The 18947-nt window shown below is 61.4% G+C and carries 20 protein-coding genes; 6 read left to right on the forward strand and 14 right to left on the reverse strand.

Features of this window, described 5'->3' with window-relative positions; all coding sequences use genetic code 11:
• Positions 1-98: 98 nt before the first annotated feature.
• Positions 99-746: a helix-turn-helix domain-containing protein gene (locus tag AC1DZU_RS22200; protein WP_477288357.1), complete on the reverse strand. Its 648-nt coding sequence runs from the start codon at positions 744-746 to the stop codon at positions 99-101.
• Positions 747-1178: 432 nt separating this feature from the next.
• Here AC1DZU_RS22200 and AC1DZU_RS22205 point away from each other — a divergent pair, with 432 nt between their 5' ends.
• A complete protein-coding gene (locus AC1DZU_RS22205; RefSeq protein WP_477288358.1) occupies positions 1179-3602 on the forward strand; it encodes a phosphoketolase family protein in 2424 nt (807 codons plus the stop codon).
• A gap of 10 nt (positions 3603-3612) precedes the next feature.
• Entirely contained in the window at positions 3613-4806 is a 1194-nt protein-coding gene (locus AC1DZU_RS22210; RefSeq protein ID WP_477288360.1) for an acetate/propionate family kinase, read from the forward strand.
• Between the two features lie 98 nt (positions 4807-4904).
• Here the strand turns inward: AC1DZU_RS22210 and AC1DZU_RS22215 are convergent, their stop codons facing one another.
• From AC1DZU_RS22215 to AC1DZU_RS22240, 6 genes are all read right to left on the reverse strand, one after another.
• Positions 4905-5291, reverse strand: a complete 387-nt coding sequence (locus tag AC1DZU_RS22215) for a hypothetical protein (RefSeq protein WP_095080458.1) — start codon at positions 5289-5291, stop codon at positions 4905-4907.
• Positions 5292-5377: 86 nt separating this feature from the next.
• Positions 5378-6631, reverse strand: a complete 1254-nt coding sequence (locus AC1DZU_RS22220) for an MgtC/SapB family protein (RefSeq protein WP_477288362.1) — start codon at positions 6629-6631, stop codon at positions 5378-5380.
• A gap of 10 nt (positions 6632-6641) precedes the next feature.
• Complete coding sequence (locus AC1DZU_RS22225) at positions 6642-7088, reverse strand: pyridoxamine 5'-phosphate oxidase family protein (protein WP_477288364.1); 447 nt, start codon at positions 7086-7088, stop codon at positions 6642-6644.
• A gap of 12 nt (positions 7089-7100) precedes the next feature.
• Positions 7101-7835, reverse strand: coding sequence for a phosphoribosyltransferase (locus AC1DZU_RS22230; protein WP_477288464.1), 735 nt, complete (start codon positions 7833-7835; stop codon positions 7101-7103).
• Between the two features lie 2 nt (positions 7836-7837).
• Positions 7838-8311, reverse strand: coding sequence for a DUF2267 domain-containing protein (locus tag AC1DZU_RS22235; RefSeq protein ID WP_477288366.1), 474 nt, complete (start codon positions 8309-8311; stop codon positions 7838-7840).
• An 89-nt stretch (positions 8312-8400) separates the two neighbouring features.
• Positions 8401-8655, reverse strand: coding sequence for a lipoyl domain-containing protein (locus AC1DZU_RS22240; RefSeq protein ID WP_477288368.1), 255 nt, complete (start codon positions 8653-8655; stop codon positions 8401-8403).
• A gap of 171 nt (positions 8656-8826) precedes the next feature.
• On the opposite strand from AC1DZU_RS22240, the gene AC1DZU_RS22245 reads away from it, so the two are divergent.
• Entirely contained in the window at positions 8827-9051 is a 225-nt protein-coding gene (locus tag AC1DZU_RS22245; RefSeq protein WP_477288370.1) for a hypothetical protein, read from the forward strand.
• Here AC1DZU_RS22245 and fixJ read toward each other — a convergent pair.
• Positions 9048-9662 carry a response regulator FixJ gene (fixJ, locus tag AC1DZU_RS22250; RefSeq protein WP_477288372.1) on the reverse strand — a complete coding sequence of 205 codons (615 nt, stop codon included), beginning with the start codon at positions 9660-9662 and terminating at the stop codon, positions 9048-9050. The two genes, AC1DZU_RS22245 and fixJ, sit on opposite strands and share 4 nt — an antisense overlap.
• Positions 9649-11202 (reverse strand): PAS domain S-box protein, encoded by a 1554-nt coding sequence (locus AC1DZU_RS22255; RefSeq protein ID WP_477288374.1) that lies wholly within the window; start codon positions 11200-11202, stop codon positions 9649-9651. The genes fixJ and AC1DZU_RS22255 overlap by 14 nt, the downstream gene beginning before the upstream one ends.
• Before the next feature lie 190 nt (positions 11203-11392).
• Here AC1DZU_RS22255 and AC1DZU_RS22260 point away from each other — a divergent pair, with 190 nt between their 5' ends.
• From AC1DZU_RS22260 to AC1DZU_RS22270, 3 genes are all read left to right on the forward strand, one after another.
• Positions 11393-12205, forward strand: coding sequence for a universal stress protein (locus tag AC1DZU_RS22260; RefSeq protein WP_477288467.1), 813 nt, complete (start codon positions 11393-11395; stop codon positions 12203-12205).
• A gap of 133 nt (positions 12206-12338) precedes the next feature.
• Complete coding sequence (locus tag AC1DZU_RS22265; RefSeq protein WP_477288376.1) at positions 12339-12617, forward strand: DUF6455 family protein; 279 nt, start codon at positions 12339-12341, stop codon at positions 12615-12617.
• A 161-nt stretch (positions 12618-12778) separates the two neighbouring features.
• Positions 12779-13327, forward strand: coding sequence for a hypothetical protein (locus tag AC1DZU_RS22270; protein ID WP_477288378.1), 549 nt, complete (start codon positions 12779-12781; stop codon positions 13325-13327).
• A 175-nt stretch (positions 13328-13502) separates the two neighbouring features.
• On the opposite strand, the gene AC1DZU_RS22275 is transcribed toward AC1DZU_RS22270, so the two are convergent.
• The 5 genes from AC1DZU_RS22275 to ccoG form a co-directional block, all read right to left on the reverse strand.
• On the reverse strand, positions 13503-14201 hold the full coding sequence (locus AC1DZU_RS22275; RefSeq protein WP_477288380.1) for a CBS domain-containing protein: 699 nt from the start codon (positions 14199-14201) through the stop codon (positions 13503-13505).
• Between the two features lie 87 nt (positions 14202-14288).
• Complete coding sequence (gene ccoS / locus AC1DZU_RS22280; RefSeq protein ID WP_457153287.1) at positions 14289-14441, reverse strand: cbb3-type cytochrome oxidase assembly protein CcoS; 153 nt, start codon at positions 14439-14441, stop codon at positions 14289-14291.
• A complete protein-coding gene (locus AC1DZU_RS22285; protein ID WP_477288382.1) occupies positions 14438-16726 on the reverse strand; it encodes a cation-translocating P-type ATPase in 2289 nt (762 codons plus the stop codon). The genes ccoS and AC1DZU_RS22285 overlap by 4 nt, the downstream gene beginning before the upstream one ends.
• Entirely contained in the window at positions 16723-17220 is a 498-nt protein-coding gene (locus tag AC1DZU_RS22290; protein ID WP_477288384.1) for a FixH family protein, read from the reverse strand. The genes AC1DZU_RS22285 and AC1DZU_RS22290 overlap by 4 nt, the downstream gene beginning before the upstream one ends.
• Positions 17217-18812 carry a cytochrome c oxidase accessory protein CcoG gene (gene ccoG, locus AC1DZU_RS22295; protein WP_477288386.1) on the reverse strand — a complete coding sequence of 532 codons (1596 nt, stop codon included), beginning with the start codon at positions 18810-18812 and terminating at the stop codon, positions 17217-17219. Before ccoG ends, AC1DZU_RS22290 begins: the two co-directional genes overlap by 4 nt.
• Between the last annotated feature and the right edge of the window lie 135 nt (positions 18813-18947).

The following is an 18947-nucleotide window of genomic DNA, read 5'->3' on the forward strand; positions in this document are numbered from 1 at the left end:
CCCTATCCTCCAAGCCCCTCAATCGAAGCGCTGCCCTGCAAGGTCGGCGCTCGCATGATGCGGCGGCGTGTAATGCCTTGTTTTGATGGAAACAGCGATCACTCGCTCATATTCTGAAGCGCATCATGTTTGATTATTTCGACGCAGCGCAGGCTGATCAAGCGGATGATACCCTTTTCCTTCAGCCTGGTGAATATTCTTGAGACCGTCTCTATGGTGAGGCCGAGATAGTCGCCAATGTCGACGCGCGACATCGGCAGCTCGACCTGCCGAAGCCCGCCTTGGCGCTCTGCCATATCGACCAGGAACGCCGCGACGCGCTCGATGGCGTTCTGGCGGCCGAGGACCAGCAGGTGCTCCTGTGCCCTGGTCAGCCCCTTGAGCGCCAACGGCAGCAACTGATGAGACATGTCAGCCCCGGCGGCAATACGGAAGACCCGGACCCCGGTCGCGTTGATTGCTTCGGCGAAGAAATGATGCGTCATGTCTGCTTCGAAGCCAAATGTCTCTCCCGCAAGGTGGAAGGCGCTTATCTGCCGGCGACCATCGGCGAGCAGGCGGTACACACGAACGGCCCCAAACTCGATTTGGTAGAAAGCTCCGGCCTTCTCGCCCTGGGCATAGATTTCCGCACCGGCGGGAAAGAAGCTGAGCGGCTGCAGTGGTGCCGTGTCGAATGCCGCTGGCAGGCTCGGCTGGGCAAAATGCGACGGTAGCGAAATCTTGGAGGTCGTGTAGGCGTGCATGGCTGTTTCCCCGGTTGATCCGTGTCACAGCAATCGCTCGAATCCGCGCCGCGCGAAATTCGGTTATGTCCCTACGGGATACTACCTAGACTCCCCAGTGGTGACGATTTCGACAGCGTTGTCAGCCGGGAATTTTCGGCACGATTGGCCATAGCCAGCGAACTCATTGTGATCCAGGCGTTCGGCCTTCGGCACCTGATGCAAACGCGTTTTGCGGTGGATCAAAGCTCGCACTGTTCGTCGCCACTATGAATGGCGCAAACGACCGCCCGCCATACGCCCGGTTGACGGCCACCTCGCTGCAAACTGGTCCGGCGGTCATGAACCGAATGGCGCACGAATGCGTTGGTTGTCCATTCGCGGCGACTCGATGGACGGCGGCGCATGTCGCGATCCGACGGCATTGGCAAATGGGGACTATGGGAGCCAGACATGACCGAGCACACGACGACAGCAACCCCCGGCAGGCGGCTGTCCGAACGCCAGCTGCACGACATCAATGCATACTGGCGCGCCGCCAACTATCTGACGATCGGGCAGATCTACCTGCTCGACAATCCGCTGCTCCGGGAGCCTTTGCGGCTGGAACACGTGAAGCCGCGTCTGCTTGGCCACTGGGGAACATCGCCGGGCCTGAGTTTCATCTATGCCCATCTCAACCGCGCCATCCGGCTGAGGGATGCAAACATGATCTACGTCTGCGGGCCGGGCCATGGCGGTCCGGCGATGGTCGCCAATGCCTATCTCGAAGGCACTTACAGCGAGCTTAGTCCGGACATATCCCTGGACGAACAAGGCATGCGCAAACTGTTCCGGCAGTTCTCCTTTCCGGGCGGAATTCCAAGCCATGCCGCGCCCGATGTGCCGGGCTCGATCCACGAGGGTGGCGAACTGGGCTACGCGCTTTCTCATGCCTTTGGCGCAGCCTTCGACAATCCGGACCTTGTCGTTGCCTGCGTTGTCGGCGACGGTGAAGCGGAGACCGGGCCATTGGCTGCCGCGTGGCATTCAAACAAGTTTCTCAACCCGGCGCGTGACGGGGCAGTGCTGCCGATCCTGCATCTGAACGGCTACAAGATCGCCAATCCCACAATCCTTGCCCGCATTCCCGAAGAGGAACTGCGCGCGCTGTTCACCGGCTATGGCTATGATCCACTTTTCGTCGAGGGCGATGACCCGACGTTGATGCACGAGCGGATGGCAACAGTGCTCGACGATGCGCTGGACCGCATCGAAGTGATCCAGAAAGGTGCGCACGGCGGATCTGCCGACGCGGGGTTGCGGCCGAAGTGGCCCATGATCGTGCTGCGAAGCCCGAAGGGCTGGACCGGTCCAAAGGAAGTCGACGGGCTGAAGACCGAAGGCTTCTGGCGTGCGCACCAGGTCCCGTTGTCTGGCCTTGCGGAAAATCCGGCGCATCTGACGATGCTCGAGGAGTGGCTGAAAGGCCACCGGCCGGATGAGTTGTTCGATGCCGCTGGTGCCCCTGTCGAGGCGATCCGTGCCACCACGCCGCAAGCCGCGCGGCGCATGAGCGCCAATCCGCATGCCAATGGCGGCCTGCTGCGCCGGACCCTCGATTTGCCCGGGCTGCGGGACCATGCAGTGGCCGTCGCTCGGCCCGGCGCGGAGAAGGCCGAGTCAACACGTGTAATGGGCAGTTTCCTTCGGGCTGTGATGGAACTGAACGAGGCCGCGAAGAACTTCCGCATCGTCGGTCCTGACGAGACGGCCTCGAACCGGCTTCAGGACGTGTTCGAAGCCACCGAGCGCGCCTGGATGGAAAAGATCCTGCCCGAAGACGTTCATCTCGGCCGCGACGGCAGGGTCATGGAAATCCTCTCCGAGCACACCTGCCAGGGCTGGCTCGAAGGCTATCTTTTGACCGGGCGGCATGGCCTGTTTTCCTGTTACGAGGCGTTTATCCACATCGTCGATTCCATGTTCAACCAGCATGCGAAATGGCTTGATGCCTGCCGTGACATCCCGTGGCGGCGGCCGGTCGCCTCGCTGAACTATCTGCTGTCGAGCCATGTCTGGCACCAGGAGCACAATGGCTTCAGCCATCAGGATCCCGGCTTCATCGATGTCGCCCTCAACAAGAAGGCCGACATCGTGCGCGTCTATCTGCCGCCGGATGCCAACACCTTGCTTTGCGTGACCGATCACGTGCTGCGGACATGGAACCGGATCAACGTCATCGTCGCCGGCAAGCCGCCTTCATGGCAGTGGTTATCGATGGACAAGGCCATCGTCCATTGCCGGGCAGGGATCGGCATATGGGACTGGGCATCGACCGAGAACGGCGACGAGCCAGACGTCGTGATGGCGTGCGCCGGCGACGTTCCGACCCTCGAAACGCTGGCGGCGGTGCAGATCCTGCGGCATCACGTTCCTGAGCTCAGGATCAGGGTGGTCAACGTCGTGGACCTGATGACCCTGCAGCCCAAGGAATATCATCCACACGGCCTGTCGGACCGCGATTTCGATGCATTGTTCACCACCGGCAAGCCTGTCATCTTCGCCTATCACGGCTACCCGTGGACCATCCACCGGCTGACCTATCGGCGCACCAATCACGACAACATCCATGTCCGCGGTTACAATGAGGAAGGCACGACCACCACGCCCTTCGACATGACGGTACTGAACGGCCTCGACCGGTTTCACCTCGTGCAAAGCGTGCTTGACTGGGTTCCGCAGCTCAGGAGCGTGCAGGTTGGCCTGAAGCAGGCAATGGAGAGTAAGCTGCTCGAGCATCGAGCCTATATCCGGGCTCATGGCCAGGACATGCCGGAAATACTCGGCTGGAAGTGGGATCAGGATCCCGGTGCGGCGTCGACCGGTCGCCGCTGAGGACGAACGCATGACAGACGCTATCCTGGTCCTCAATGGCGGCTCCTCCAGCCTGAAGTTCGCCGTCTTCGAGGAACGCGACGCGCTTCCCCTGCTGTTGCGCGGCAACGTCTCGTCGCTGGCGGGGCACCCGCGGCTGTGTGTCGAGGCCACTGCGGATGAGCCGACGACAGACAAAAGCCTGGACGACGGACCGATCGACATCGGCAAGGCATTCGCGGCCGTCGCCTCTGTGCTTGCCGATCACGACCTCCTACGCCGCATCGGCAGGGTCGGGCACAGGATCGTCCATGGTGGCCGCAATTTCACTGGAGCGACGCTGCTCGACGGGCCCACGCTCGACGCACTGCGCCTGCTCGAGCCGCTCGCGCCAATCCATCAAAGGATCAATCTCGAGCTTGTCGCCCTGGCCGCTGAGTTCCTGCCGCAAGCCCTCCAGGTCGGATGCTTCGACACGGCATTCCATTCGGCCCGGCCGGAGGTCGCCAAAATCTACGGCCTGCCGCGCGCGATGACCGAGACGGGCATCGTCTCCTATGGCTTTCACGGCCTGTCCTACAGCCATATCGCATCAGAGCTGCGCGACCGCTACGGCGCGCGGGCTGGAGGCCGAGCGATCGTTGCCCATCTGGGCAGTGGTGCCAGCCTCTGCGCCATGGACTCCGGACGAAGTATCGCCACGACGATGGGGTTTTCGACGCTGGACGGCCTGGTGATGAGCACGCGTTGCGGTGCCCTGGACCCAGGGATAATCCTCCATTTGCTGCAGGACGGTAAACTGTCGCCCAACGAACTGGTGACGCTTCTCTATGAGCAATCCGGCCTGCTCGGAGTGTCGGGGATATCCGGAGACATGCGCACGCTGATCGGTTCCGAGGATACTGCCGCCGCCGAGGCGATCGATCTCTTCGTCTATCGAATCGGGCGCGAGATCGGGTCGCTGGCGGCTGCCCTCGGAGGTCTGGATACGCTGGTGTTCACGGCCGGCATCGGCGAGAACGCGCCGTTGGTCCGGGAGAAGATCGGTGCCGCGGCCGGTTGGCTCGGCGTCGGCATCGACAATGAGTTGAACCGGAGAGGCGAGGGCGTGATCAGCCTCGCCGATTCCAGCGTCAACGTGCTTGTCATTCCCACGGATGAAGAGAGGGCAGTCGCCAGTGATGTACAGGCTGCATCCCAGGCGGCATCGCTGCGCGGGACCTGACGGCTGGACCTCCCGTGCCGGACAAATGACTTGGCCCGCTCGCCCGGCTCGCGCATTTTATTCGAGCCACGCGCCCCGTCCCTCCAGGCACCTTGTCTCTAAGGCCGTTCGACCCTTGCCACCTGATAGGTGTGCATGGTGCCGTTGCGTTCGATGGAAACGTATTCGCCGGTGACGAAGCGTTCGTCGCCGAGATGGAAGCCGATCTCGTCGTCGCGGTCGCCTTCTGCATAGTCGAAGTACCACTGTCCGCCGGGCTTGCGCCGCAGAAGGCCGACCAAGTCTTCTTCGTCAGCACGAAAACGGCGAACGCGGCAGGAACCCCGGTGTGATTTCCACTCGTCGGCGTCGATCCGTCCGTCGCTCTTCAACGGGGCGAGCACATCATAGCCCTCTTCGCGATCGCCGCCCGGATGGCCCTTCTCGCGGGCAAGCAGCAGCCGGACATGCCGGAACTTCGGGGTAAGATCTTTCAGATCGGTCATGGCGAACTCCCTTGACGAAGTTCATAGCGCGACAACCGGATTTCGCCTTGATCCGGATCAAGAGGGCCTGGTCGTTTCTGTGCAGGTCAGAAGGTCGCTAGCAGCACCATGGCGCAGTAGCCGGCGGCTGCAGCGATCAGAGTCGCCACGGCCAACGGCAACCAGAACCTGACCGGGCCGGCAACGACCGCCAGCGAGACGCGACCGGTCGCGTTTGCCGCCAGTGCCGCCAGCACCGCCTGCCCCACGGTCTCGACAGGGACCGAATGCCTGACCAGGCGCAACGCGCTGAGCACCGAGACATCGACATCGAACGTTCCGGCAAGCGCCGAGCTCGCCAGCAAGCCGCGCCCGCCGAATTGACCCGCCAGTGCGGCGCTGGCGGTCGAGACCACCGCAAAGAGCAGGGCAAAGAGCAGCAATGGACCAAGTTCGAATGGATTGCGCGTCAGCCCACCACCTTTTTGATCCCCGCCGACGCGCACCAACAGAAATGCGCCGCAGGCCGCGAAGGCGAATGCCGCGGCAATCGCCGGAATGCCGGCTGGGACGAATACGCTTGGTTGGATGATCAAAATCACCACGCAAACGCGCAGCGATGAGACCATCGCTGCCAGCGAAGCTGCCCCTGCCAGCGGTAGCGGATTGCTCGACGACGTCGCGTTGCGGGCAAGTGCCACGGTCACGGCTGTGGAGGAGACGATTGCACCGACGAGCGAGCTGACGAGCAGACCCCGCGTGGTTCCAAGAACGCGGACGGCGACATAGCCAGCGAACGATATCGACGCCATCAGCACCGTAAGGAACCAGACCTCCCAAGGATTGAACCCGCCCCATGGGTCCATGGTCCGGTTTGGCAGCAAGGGCAGGACAATCGCGGTCATTACCGCCAGGATCAACGCCGAACGAAGCTCGATCCAGGTCAGTCGTCGCAACAGGCCGTGCAGGACCTCGCGACTGGCAAGTACCGCCGCGAGCGCGGCCCCTCCAGCGCAAGCAACCCGATAGTCGCCGGCTACACAAAGGGCGCCAAGGGCGAACACGCCCAGGCCGGCCATGACCGAGGTGACACTGAAATCCTGGTCATGAGCAGCTTCTCGCGCCTTGTACCACGCGAAGATCGCGGCAAAGGCGATAAACCCCCCGACCAGCACCGAAACCGCGTCAAGGGCTTCGGCCAGCGCTGCCAGATTGCCACCGAGTAGGCCGGATATGCCGAAGGTTCGAATACCGGCCGTACGGCTGCGATCTGGTGCATCCCGCTCCCGCCAGCCACGCTCCAGTCCGACGAGCAGGCCGATTGCCAAGGCGAGTCCGAGCCGGGCGATGAGCGGATCCATGGGAGGCAGTTTACTCGCCCGCTTCCCTGCCCGACACCTGCTGAATCAGAATTCGGAAGAACACAGGCGACGCGCTGTCTGAAACGGGAGGTATTGCCGGCTTGAGGGCACCGGGCTCCCACCAGTCCGCGTGCTTGCTGAGCACCGACCATGCATGATCGCGCTCGACCTTGTGGCCGATCTGATCCGGCAATTCCTCATAGCGGCCGTCGACCACCACGCTTCTCCATCCTCGCCCTTTGCCGCGTTCATCGACCTCAACGCACACCAGCGGGTTGCCGCGCATCCACTCGATCTTCTTGCCTGGCATCGAAAACGCGTAAAGGTGATTGTCTGAATGGGCATAGTGTATCGGCACGACGTAAGGCTGGCCGTCCTTCGCGCATGCCAAACGACCGATCCGGTTGGCGGTCAGCAATTTCGTACATTCCAAGGCAGAAAGGCTACGGATCAGCATCGGTGCGATCTCCTACTTTTTCGAGGTGGCCCCGTGACGCTGCCGCTCAGTCTCGTTTGTACGGCGGCCGGCGGGCTTCTTGAGATTCTTGCGTTGGCCGGTCGCTTGCCGCAGGGCAGCTTCGTCCATTGCAGCGACAACAGAGCTGTCGGAAAGCTGAGGGAACGACAAGTAGTGGTAGCCCAGTGCGCCGAACCGCGCTGGTTGACTAAGGCAAACCACCCGGTCGGCTTCGCCAGCCAATTCCGATATCGTATCGCGCGGTGAAACAGGAACTGCTACGACGACCTCCTTGGGGGCTCGTTTTCTCAGGGCACGAATGGCAACCTTGATCGTCGTTCCTGTTGCCGCGCCGTCATCGACGATGATCGCCGTCTTCCCCGCGATCGATAAGGGTGGATGCTTGGCCCGATAGGCGAGCCGGCGACGTTCAAGCTCGGGTCGTTCCTGCGCGATCAAGGCGCGAAGTGCGTCATCATCGAGCGAGTAGGCTTCGACAATCTCCCGGTTCAGCACGATGTCCGGAGGATCGCCGTCCACGATTGCGGCAATGGCCAGTTCAGGATTTCCCGGCGCGCCTACCTTGCGCACGATAATCAGATCAAGCGGTGCCTTCAGAGCTTTGGCCACTTCGGCGGCGACCGGAACGCCGCCACGCGGCAACGCGAGCACGACGGGCTGGCGCAATTGAAGCTTGCCCAGTTCTATGCCGAGCTTCTCTCCAGCCTCTTTGCGGTCGCGGAACATCATCAGTCCGCCGGCCAGAGTTGATGAAGTGACTTCCTCATCGAATTCCTCACCTGGGTGATCTCGCCATGCGAAATATGACGATCGAGGAGCTTGAAAACTGCACCGATCGCAGTGTCGAAATCGACTTCGTCATCGTAGCCGAAACCGCTTCTGACATCGATGATGAAGTCTCGCTTCGTTCGCTTGCAGGCAGGTGCTTTCGTTGGCTGCCAACCCTCGAAATAGATGCCGCGAACCAAGGCAGGGAGCTGCGCTGCGAGGTCGGCAGTTTCCGCAGGCGACAACCAGTCTCGCAGCGTGTGCAGAACAGATTTCAGCAGCCGGTACGCGCTCGGCTCGCTCCAGCAGAGGTCCCTGGCGAGTTCGTTGACCCACTGCTGAGCCTGTTGCGCGGCATGGGAAAAGCCAGAAAATGATGTGTGAGACATTTGGGTCATATCAATTGCTCGCTCATGTCTGGCTTGATCTTCCAATCCCGGGAGTGCGTGAGCATTGCGCCGGATCAGTTTCCTGCATCCGACCCACAGCCGACGATGCCCGATCGGTTGGTCTGCATGCGCCGTCAGTCGGCCCGGATCGTATCGTCCAATGTTGCCAGAACCGATCCGGGTTCGATCATGGCATTCACGGGGGCCATGATCGTCGCGCGACCGCTTGCCGGCGACACGATCTCATGCAGTGCGTCTTCAATTCGAACCTCGGCTATTTTATCGCCAGCCTTGATCGTGGTGCCGCTGGCAACGAACCATCGTTCCACAATGCCCTCGGGAAGCATGCTGGACGCCCACAGCGCTTCATCGACCTTGATTTCGTGCATCGCGTTTCTCCTTATGAGCCAGGAAAAGTAGCCCAGCCGCCAAGATGGACATTGATCGCGATCAAAAGGGGCGGTTCGGCAGACGCAGGGCAGCCAGCTCGAGGCTGCATTCGGGTGTCGAAAACTGATTCAAATCAAGGCGAGGCATGCCATCTCGCGCATCCTAGGGGGATGTGGAAGCCGATCCTAAGCGCTCCGTTCGACAGCGATCTCGAACTGGCCGTCCTCGACGAGGATGGCGAGCATGCGCTTGTATTTCCCTGCATGAAGACGCGGAAAGGATGGAAGAACGCCGCGACCGGCGCCTATCTCGACATCCACCCGACCCATTGGCGCGACTGGGTGCCGGACAAGACACCCGCAGATATCGGCAACGCCTTCTCTCGGTCGCCCTAGTGCTTGGGATCCACGATGAGTGCCATGCGAACCAGATGCGACAGGCTGCTCGCGGCCATCTTGCTCATGACATTGGCGCGATGGATTTCGACAGTGCGCGGGCTGATCCCCAGATCATAGGCGATTGTCTTGTTCGGCAGACCCGACACAAGTCCATCCAGCACCTGCCGCTCACGATCCGATAGTGTAGACAGACGCCCGCGGATTTCCGCGGATTTCGGGTGAGTTGCATCTATCCGATTGCGATTGGCCAACGCGGAGCGGATCGCGTCGATCAGCATCTCGTCGTCGAACGGCTTTTCGATGAAATCAGCAGCGCCTTCCTTCATCGCCTGGACGGCGAGCGCGACATCGGCATGGCCCGTCATGACGATAACCGGAAGCCTATGTCCGCGAGTCCGAAGTTGTCGCAGGAACTCGATGCCGTCGATACCCGGCATGCGCACATCGGTCACGATACAGCCATCAATATTGTCTGCCGTCGCGGCCAGAAAGGCTGTCGCGGATTCATGCAGGCGCACGGCAAAGTCGGCTGTGGCGAGAAGAAACCCAAGCGACTTGCGGACGTCGACGTCGTCGTCGACCACATGCACAAGATCATTGCCGGCCATTGGCGACCTCTTCCTTCTCAACGATGCGCAATGTGAACCGGAATGCTGTTCCTCCGGCGGGCATTGGCTCGGCCCAGATGTGGCCGCCATGCGACTCGACGATGGTACGGCAAATGGAGAGTCCGACGCCCATCCCTTGCTTCTTGGTGGTGACGAAGGGCTGGAAAAGTTGGGCCGAGACTTCTGGCGCAAGGCCGGTGCCTGTATCCGTCACGCTTACCTCGGCCATCCCATCCTCCCGTGCGACGGTCGTCACGTGCAACTCGCGGCGCGGTACACCTTGCATGGCTTCCACCGCGTTGCGCATGAGGTTGAGCAAAACCTGCTGAATCTGGATGCGGTCGGTCAACACCAGCTCGGCGGCGGGATCAAGCTCATAGCTGACGCGGACATCGATCTCCCTTGCGCCGACCAGGGCGAGCGACGAGGCTTCCTCGATCAGCGCGGGCAGTCGTTCGACCTGACGCTCGCTTTCGCCCCGCGCAACAAAGTCCCTCAGGTGACGAATGACGTTTCCTGCCCGCAGGGCCTGCTCGGCCGCCTTTTCCACGGCATCGCGCAGCATAGGCGCATTTTCTTCCTTGCTGTTCTCGAGAAGCCGGCGGCTGCCCTTCAGGTAATTGGTAATGGCGGTGAGCGGCTGGTTGATCTCATGTGCCAATGTCGATGCCATCTCGCCAAGCGCGGTGAACCGCGCCATGTGAAGGAGTTCCTGCTGCTGTTCCTGTATTCTTGCTTCCGCCCGATGGCGCTCGGTCAGGTCGCGGCAAAAGCCGGTGAAGAAGCGTCCCGTTCCCGGGTGCATCTCGCCGACGGAAAGCTCCATGGGGAAGGTCGAGCCATCCTTGCGCATTCCCGTGACCGTGCGGCCCAGTCCGATGATCCGGCGCTCGCCGGTGGTCAGGTAGCGAAGCAGATAGGCGTCATGCTCATTGCGATAGGGAGAGGGCATCAGCATATTGACGTTCTGACCAATAACTTCGCCCGACTGGTAGGCAAACAGGGTTTCGGCAGCGGTGCTGAAGGATTGGATCAAGCCCTGTTCATCAATGACGACCATTGCATCGGGCACTGTCGCCAGAATCGAACGCAAATGATCTTCGCGCAAAAGAAGAGCTGCGTTTGCGAAGGAAAGCTCGCTAACATCGGTGCCTTCGACGAAGATAGCCGTAATGCGGCCATCGTCGGCCTTGATCGGCTGATAGACGAAATCAAGAATGCGCTCTTCGGCAGGTTCATCATCCTTGCGAAGCGCGACCTTCACCGCCCGTCCCCTGTACGGCTCACCCGTTTCATACACCTGGTCCAGTAGTTCGTAGAAGCCTTGGCCTTCGAGCTCGGGAAGGGCCTCCCGCACGGACTTTCCAATCACTTGCCTGTGGCCGATCAGCCTTTGGTAGGCAGTATTGGTCAGTTCGAAGACATGATTTGGCTCACTCATGAGAGCCATGAAGCTCGGAGCTTGTTCGAACATTTGCGACAAGACTGATTTAAGCGTCGTCGCGCCGACCGACAAAATAAGCGCTTCGTCTTGGCTCACCTGGGATTCCTGGGTTCGATACGCCTGCAAGAAGGCTAACTATCACTTCTCTCCGTACAGACAAAACGGATCGAGGCCGAGGGTTTTCGCACAGATGCAACTGGCGGGTTCTTTGACGCGCATCAAGGCGTCGAGCGCCGATGGGTGTATTCATCATCGTATTCCACCGGTCCAGCGAAAGGCGTCCATAATGTCCTACAAGTCAATCATCATGAACCTTGCCGTGGATGCACCTCCGGCGGCCATGGTGAAATTGGGGATCGAGTTCGCGGAGCGATTTGGCGCCCGTCTTATCGGTCTGGCGGCAGCGGATGTCCCGCCCCTGGTCGCGACAGGCGACGGCATGGTCTACGAAGGGGAGATCATGCAGATCCAGCGCACGGAAATCGAAAAACGGCTTGCCGAACTGCGAGCCGAATTCGAGAGATTGGTTCCGGCTTCAATCTTCAGCGAATGGGCGCAAGCCGTTTGCAGTCCAACCCGCTTCCTGAGCGTTTCGGCCCGAGCCGCCGATCTCATCGTTACTGGCAGCGGGAAAGGGGAAAATGTCTTTCGCGCAGTGGACGTCGGCAGCCTGGTGCTTGGTACTGGCCGGCCGGTCCTGGTCACCGCAAACAATGTCGAACACGTCCTTGCAAAAACCGTTCTTGTTGCCTGGAAGGACACCAGGGAGGCGCGACGGGCGATAGCAGACGCATTGCCTTTCCTGGCCACAGCCAACGAGGTTGTCATCGCCACAATCGATACCGGCCGCGACGAGAGCATTCGCGACAGCCTCGCCGATGTCGCGGTTTTTCTCGAACATCACGGCATCATGGCACGAACCGAACTGATCGCCGGCGAAGCCGATGGCGACCGGTTGCTGACATTTGCGCGGTCGATCCATGCGGACCTGATCGTCTCCGGCGCCTATGGCCATAGCCGGTTGAGGGAATGGGCGTTCGGCGGCGTCACCCGCTCGCTGATCGAGGAAAGCGGCATCAACCGCTTGATGTCCTATTGAACGCGCGTCGCGTCGGCATCTTCAAGTCGCCACACGCAGTCACAAGCTGGAACGATGGCCGAGCGTGCCTCGCGCTGTTGACCGAGATCAATGTAGTGCTCGCCAACATGGCGATTATGGCTGAGAAATAGGAGTGACCGACGTGACTTTTCTCGACTACCTGATTTCAGTGGACGCAAGGACAGCCCTGATGGGCCGTATGGTGCGGAAGCTCGGCGTCGACAGACAATTGAAGATCGTCGCGGACCACGCAGCCGTTACAAATCGGGCGGTGGACCGCTGCCGCTCCTGCGGACACCAGGATGAATGCTCGAACTGGCTCGACGAACACCGGCAAGCGGATGATCCGCCGGATTACTGCCGTAACCGCGACCTGATCGCACGGCTGCAGCATGCGGCCGGCGCGCGATAGTGCTTTCAGCGCCAGACACGGGCTGATGCGTATGTAGTGTCCTATAGCTTGCTTGCAGCAACGAGGTCTGCGAATGCCGTTCGACGTTTAGGGTTGACGAGAGTCAACGCGTCAAACCGAGTTCTTCTGTGATACATTTGCATCCACGGGACCAGGCAGTTTTGGACACTCTGTTTTTCCTAGAAGCATTTCTGCTCTTTATCGCGCCCGGGCCAACCAACGCTCTTCTGATGGCGGGGGCGGTCAAGCGAGAGAAGGCAATTAAACTCCTGGTCGCACAGGCCTGCGGCTACGGGTTCGCAGCGGCCTGCTGGCTTTTGCTGCGACCCTTGCTGCCGTCCGGCGCCATCCAGGTGCTCAAGCTGGTCGCAGCTGTATGGCTCGTAATTCTTGGCCTGCGTCTGATAGGCACCGACCGGATCGACGCATCCGACGACGGCGATAGCCTTTCGGTTCTGGCAACCACTGCACTCAACCCGAAAGGCTTTATCTATTGTCTGGCAATCGTGCCGGTCGACGCGGGGCAGTACGAACTGGGCTTTTTCTGGATCGTGCTCCTGGTGACTACGGCTGCCACCGGGTCGATGTGGATCTTGCTCGGCAGGCGGCTGAACGGAGGCAAGAAAGTAGCAGACAGAGTCGCGGGCGCGGCGCTTGTTCTATTCGCCCTGTTGCTGCTTCGACCATTGATAGCGGTAGGCTTGATCTAGGGTCAACGCGGACATTTCACAATTCGAATGTCGGGTCGTGCAATGCGGAGTCCGCGAATTCTTTAGTGCTGAACTAGAGCAATTACAGGAAAAGTGTGAACCGGTTTTCCGTCCGGAATTGCGTCAAAACAAAGAGATAGAGCGGTTCTGCGGTTCCGTGAAACGATCAACCGCTCTAAGAGACGAGCACGACCGACAGCGGCCCCGGGCAGAAAAGCCCATCCTTCACTGCCTTTACGCCGGCGATGTTTTCGGCGGCGACAATGGCCGCCTGACGCTCGCGTTCGTCGAAGATGGCGCCGCTCAGCTCCACCACCCCGTTGTCCACGGTCACGTCGATCATGCCCTTGCCGGCCCATTTCTGCGTCGCAAGCTCGGCGATGATGTCCTGGCGGATCCGTTCGTCGTCCCTGGCTGCCGAAGGGGCCACCGACAGGACGGTGAGCAGCGCGCGCAGGATGTCGGAACGGGTGATGATGCCAACGACTTTCCCATCGTCGACAACCGGAATGCGTTTCACGCGATGGCACGTCATGAGCTCGACGATCTCGGGCAGCGATACGCCCGGCGATGCCGTGACGACATCCGTCGTCATCACCTCCTCGATACGGCGTCCGTTGGCTTGAACGTATTCGTCCGCGGCTCTTCCGGGGCTCACAAGAAACTCCAGCCAGCGTGAGCGTTTGCGGTTGGTGCCGAGTTCTCCCCGGCGCAGGAAATCGCCCTCGCTGACAATGCCCACCAGCGTGCCGTCGCTTCGAATGACGGGAAGGCCACTGAACTTCTTGGAGAGCATCAACCCTGCTGCATCGGAGATCGATGCTGTTGGTTCTATTCCGATGACCGGAGCGGTCATTATGGCTTCGGCTTGCATGTCTGCCTCCTCCAATATCTATCGCATCATTATCGGGGCCTTGTGTGAGGCATGCCTTGATCTGCGTCATCTCCGGCGTCGAGGACGTCAATTTGACTTGTCGTCCCGGTCGATGAGTATCCGTTCCGCCGCACCGTCGAGGTCCTCGTATTGACCGCTCCTCAAGGCCCACAGGAAGCCGGCCAGCCCGAGCGCGCCGAGGAACAAAGCCACAGGTATGAGGTAGACGAGCGTCGTCATGAGGATCGTGCCAGTGCACCAAAGTCGGCGCGCCTGTCGGCCGCGGTGCTTCTTGCTGGTGCGTGCGGCCCAAAGCCCTGCAGCCGTAGCGCGTTGCCAATAACCAGCAGCGAGGAGGCGGACATGGCGATCGCCGCAATCAATGGCGTGACCTGTCCCAGGATCGCGATCGGCACGGCGACGGCATTGTAGACGATCGCGATGGCGATGTTCTGGCGTATCAGCCGCCCGGCTTTCCGCGAGACGTCCAGTGCGAGAGGCACGGCCAGAAGGCTTTCGCGCAGGAATACGAAGTCCGCCGCGTTGCGGCCAATGTCGGCTGCGGTGGCCGGTGCGATCGAGACATGCGCTGCGCTCAGCGCAGGCGTGTCGTTGAGGCCGTCGCCAACCATCAGGACCTTGTGTCCGTCTTTCGCCAGGGTCTCGATGCATTCTACCTTGCCGGACGGCAGCAGGCACGCAACGAAGTCGCCGACACCCAGAATTTTCGAGACTTCGGCGCAGGCGCCTGCAGTATCGCCAGACAGCATTTGCACCGACACCCCGACATCGTTCAATCGCTCGACTGCCGCCCTGGCGTCGGCACGCAGCGCATCCTCGAAATCGAAGGTGGCGACGATGATGCCGTCTTTCGTCAGGACCGTTCCGCCATAGCCATGCTTGCCTTCGCCGCCGGTCCGGGCCTTCCATCCGGCCCATCCGCGTCGGCCCAGCCGCCAGATAGCTCCCGCGTCGGCAGCTTCGATCCCAAACCCGGGATGCTCGGTGACGGCATCGAATTTTTGTTGCCTGCCAGGAGAGGCAAATCCGGCGATGGCCTTCGAAAACGGATGACGCGAATGTACGGCCATGTCTGCGGCGATTGCCAGCATGGCTGGATCGATCGACGACGCATTGACGAGCCGGGGCTGTCCAAGCGTGAGCGTTCCGGTCTTGTCGAACACCGCTGTATCGATCGTCGCCAGGCGCTCCATGGCCGAACCGTCCTTGACCATGATGCCGTTCTCGAACAGGCGCCGCGCGGCGACCACCTGAACGATCGGCACGGCGAGGCCGAGCGCGCACGGGCATGTGATGATGAGAACAGCAATGGCGATGGTGATCGCCCTATGCCAGTCGCCGGTTGCCGCCATCCAGCCAAGGAACGTCACGAAGGCGGTCAGGTGAACCACAGGGGCATAGAGCGCCGAAACGCGGTCGGCGATCCGGCGATAATGCGCCCGGCCGCCCTCGGCGGCCTCCATCAGGCGAACCATTTCCGCCAGGAACGAATCCTTCGCGGCGGCTGTCGCCTCGATCGTCAGCGAGCCGGTGAGATTGAGCGTACCGGCCTGAACCCGTTCCCCCGACGCCACGGTTTTCGGCGTGCTCTCGCCGGAAACCAGCGAGCGGTCGAGATCCGACGCCCCCTGAACGATCTTGCCGTCGACGGGTATCCTTTCGCCGGCTGCGATCAGCAGCAACATGCCTGGTTCGATCTCGCCAACCGGCAGGTAATCGCGTGCGCCATCGCTGCGCAGGACCATGGCGCCACGCGCCGCCAGCTGCGACAGGCCTTTCACGGCGGTCCGGGCACGTTCCCGCATGACATGATCCAGCGTACGGCCGATCAACAGGAAGAACAGCAGCGACACCGCCGCATCGAAATAGGCGTGATCGCCATGGTTGATCGTCTCATAGAGGCTCATGGCGTAGGCGAGCGACACCCCGACCGCGATAGGCACGTCCATGTTCATGCGGCCGTGGCGCAACGCATTCCAGGCCGAGCGGAAGAAGATGCCGCCGGCGAAGGCGAGGGCAGGGATGGCGATAAGCGCCGAAACCCAGTGGAAAAGGTCGCGGGTTGCACCTTCAGCACCTGACCAGACAGAGACCGAAAGCAGCATGATGTTGCCCGCCGCGAACCCGGCAACCGCGACGGCGCGGATCAACTCCGAAAGCGTCCTGTCCTTGGCGTCGGCCTCGGGAGCGAAGAGATGCGCCTGGTAGCCGAGCCGTCCAATCGCGGCGACGAACGGTGGAACCTCGTCCCCACGCCACCGGACCGAGACCCGTTTCGTCGACAGGTTGACACGAGCGCCCTCGACGCGCTCGAGTTTTCCCAACGCCGTCTCGATCATCTGGATGCAGGCTGCGCAATGAACCGTCGGCACGGAAAGATCGGTCTGGCGAAGGTCATCGCCAAGCGATCGGCTCGCCAGCCTGATCTCCTCGCTAGATGGTAGGACCGATGTGGTGATCGAGACATCCAGCGCCATTTCAGCGCCCGCCGCACAACAGCTCATTGCAGCGCTCCATGGGAAATCATGATCCTGCGGACGTCGCGATAGGGTTTCGCCAGTCCGGCATCGGCGTCGATCTCGACGATCCAGACGCCGTCCTTCGGCATGTGCTGCGCGGCAAACTCCTGGCCGGAGGCGAGCGTGAGCGTGACGGCCTTGTCCTCTTTCTCGTAGGCGGGATGGCGAAACAGCACCTTGACGCCATGCAAGGGAACAGGCTTGCCGGCGGAGTCGGTGAGCCCGTAGCGAACTTCGCCCCATGCGATGGTCAGCTTGCCGGTCCAGCCGAGCGCTGCCTGCGCGCGACCCTCCTCGGCCTGCTTGTTGAATTGCTGGCTCGCCACATAAGTGTTTTCGACGACAAGGCCGGTCCAGCTCGTGTTGGCGAGCGTCGCCATGGTCAGATTGACCGCGATCACCACTCCGAAAAAGGCAAGGATGATGGCCAACATGTGCCTGCCGGTGAATTCGCGGGATTTCTGCGTATTCGCGCTCATCTGGCGGTCTCCGGCGCGTTGAAAGTGGCGGTGTATTCGTCCGCCTCGAAACTCGCCTTGTCCTCGACACGGAACTTGAAGGTCTGCGCTATGCCGCGGATCTGATCGACCGGCTGGCGCACGAAGACTTTCAGCATCTTCAGGCGGTCGGGTTCGACCGGAATGGCGAAGGAACGGCCTGCCGGGATGTCGTCGCCGACCACGCTCATTTCAGCCCCTGGCAAGCCTTGCATGGTGACGACGATCGTCCGTGGCTCGGGGATCATGTTGAGCAGCTTGACCGTGTAGCCGTTGCGGATCGAACCGTCGGACAGCGTGACGAATTGCGGATTGCGGTCATGCAGCACGTTGACTTCGAGCCTGTCGCGCGTCAGCAGCGAATAGAGCAGGCCCAGGCCGATCAGCGACCACAAACCCATGTAGACATAGGTGCGTGGGCGAAAGATCTTGCGAATATGGAAATGGGCCACCTTGTCGGAGAACAGGCCATCAGCGGTCCTGACCAGCGACGGATTGACTGAACCGGAGCCGCCCGCGGTCGCCAGCATCATGTTGGCGTTGTAGTCGGAGAGCGTTGCGTAAGAGATCAGCCCGCGCTCCTTGCCGAGCTTGTCCATGACGCCGTCGCAGGCGTCGATGCAAAGCGCGCAGGTGATGCATTCGAGCTGCTGGCCGTCGCGAATGTCGATCCCCATCGGGCAGACCGCGACGCACGCATTGCAGTCGACGCAGTCGCCAACGGGCTGCCCTGCTGCTTGCACCTTCTTGGCGTGACGCGAGCGCGGTTCGCCGCGCCAGTCATTGTAGGTGACGGTGAGCGAACTTTCGTCCAGCATGGCTGCCTGGATGCGCGGCCATGGGCACATATAGGTGCAAACCTGCTCGCGCATCAGCCCGCCGAACGTATAGGTCGTCGCCGTCAGCACGGCGACGGTGATGTAGGCGACGGGTGCCGCAGTGCCGGTGAAAAGCTCGCCGACCAGCGTCGGCGCATCGGCGAAATAGAAGATCCAGGCGCCGCCGGTCGCCGCACCGATGACCAGCCAGATGGCGTGCTTCGATACCCGCAGCACGAGCTTGCGGGCGGTCCACGGCCCGGCATCGAGCTTCATGCGCGCGTTGCGGTCGCCCTCGATGGCCCGCTCGACGACCAGAAACAGATCGACCCATACGGTCTGCGGGCATGTATATCCGCACCAGGCACGGCCAACCGTGGATGTGACCAGGAAAAGACCGACGCCGGCCATGACCAGCAGGCCGGCCACATAGTAGAATTCCTGCGGCCAGATCTCGATGAAGAAGAAGTAGAAGCGGCGGTTGGCGAGATCGAGCAGCACGGCCTGGTCCGGAGCAAACGGACCACGATCCCATCGCAACCACGGTGTCAAATAGTAGATGCCGAGCGTGATCGCCATCACCAGCCATTTGAACTGGCGAAAGCTGCCCGAGGCCCGCTTGGGGAAGATCTTCTTGCGCGCGGCATACATCGGCTGGCGCACTTTGGCGGAGTTGACCGCCTCGGCTTCGAGCCGTTCTACCTGCGTATTGTCCAGCACCGGTATCTCCAGTCGCGCGGGCGGCAATCTGCCCATGCCTGGGCGCCTGCGTAGGGAAGTCTTGCCGCAGGGCAGCGCCACGCGCGTTGATGCAAGTCAAACCGGGTTGCCGAAACAAACCGAGGCCCGGACATGCCGGGCCTCGTCGCTCGGGCGGTGAAGGGATGAGAA

This window comes from Mesorhizobium sp. P2_A12, from assembly GCF_056405075.1.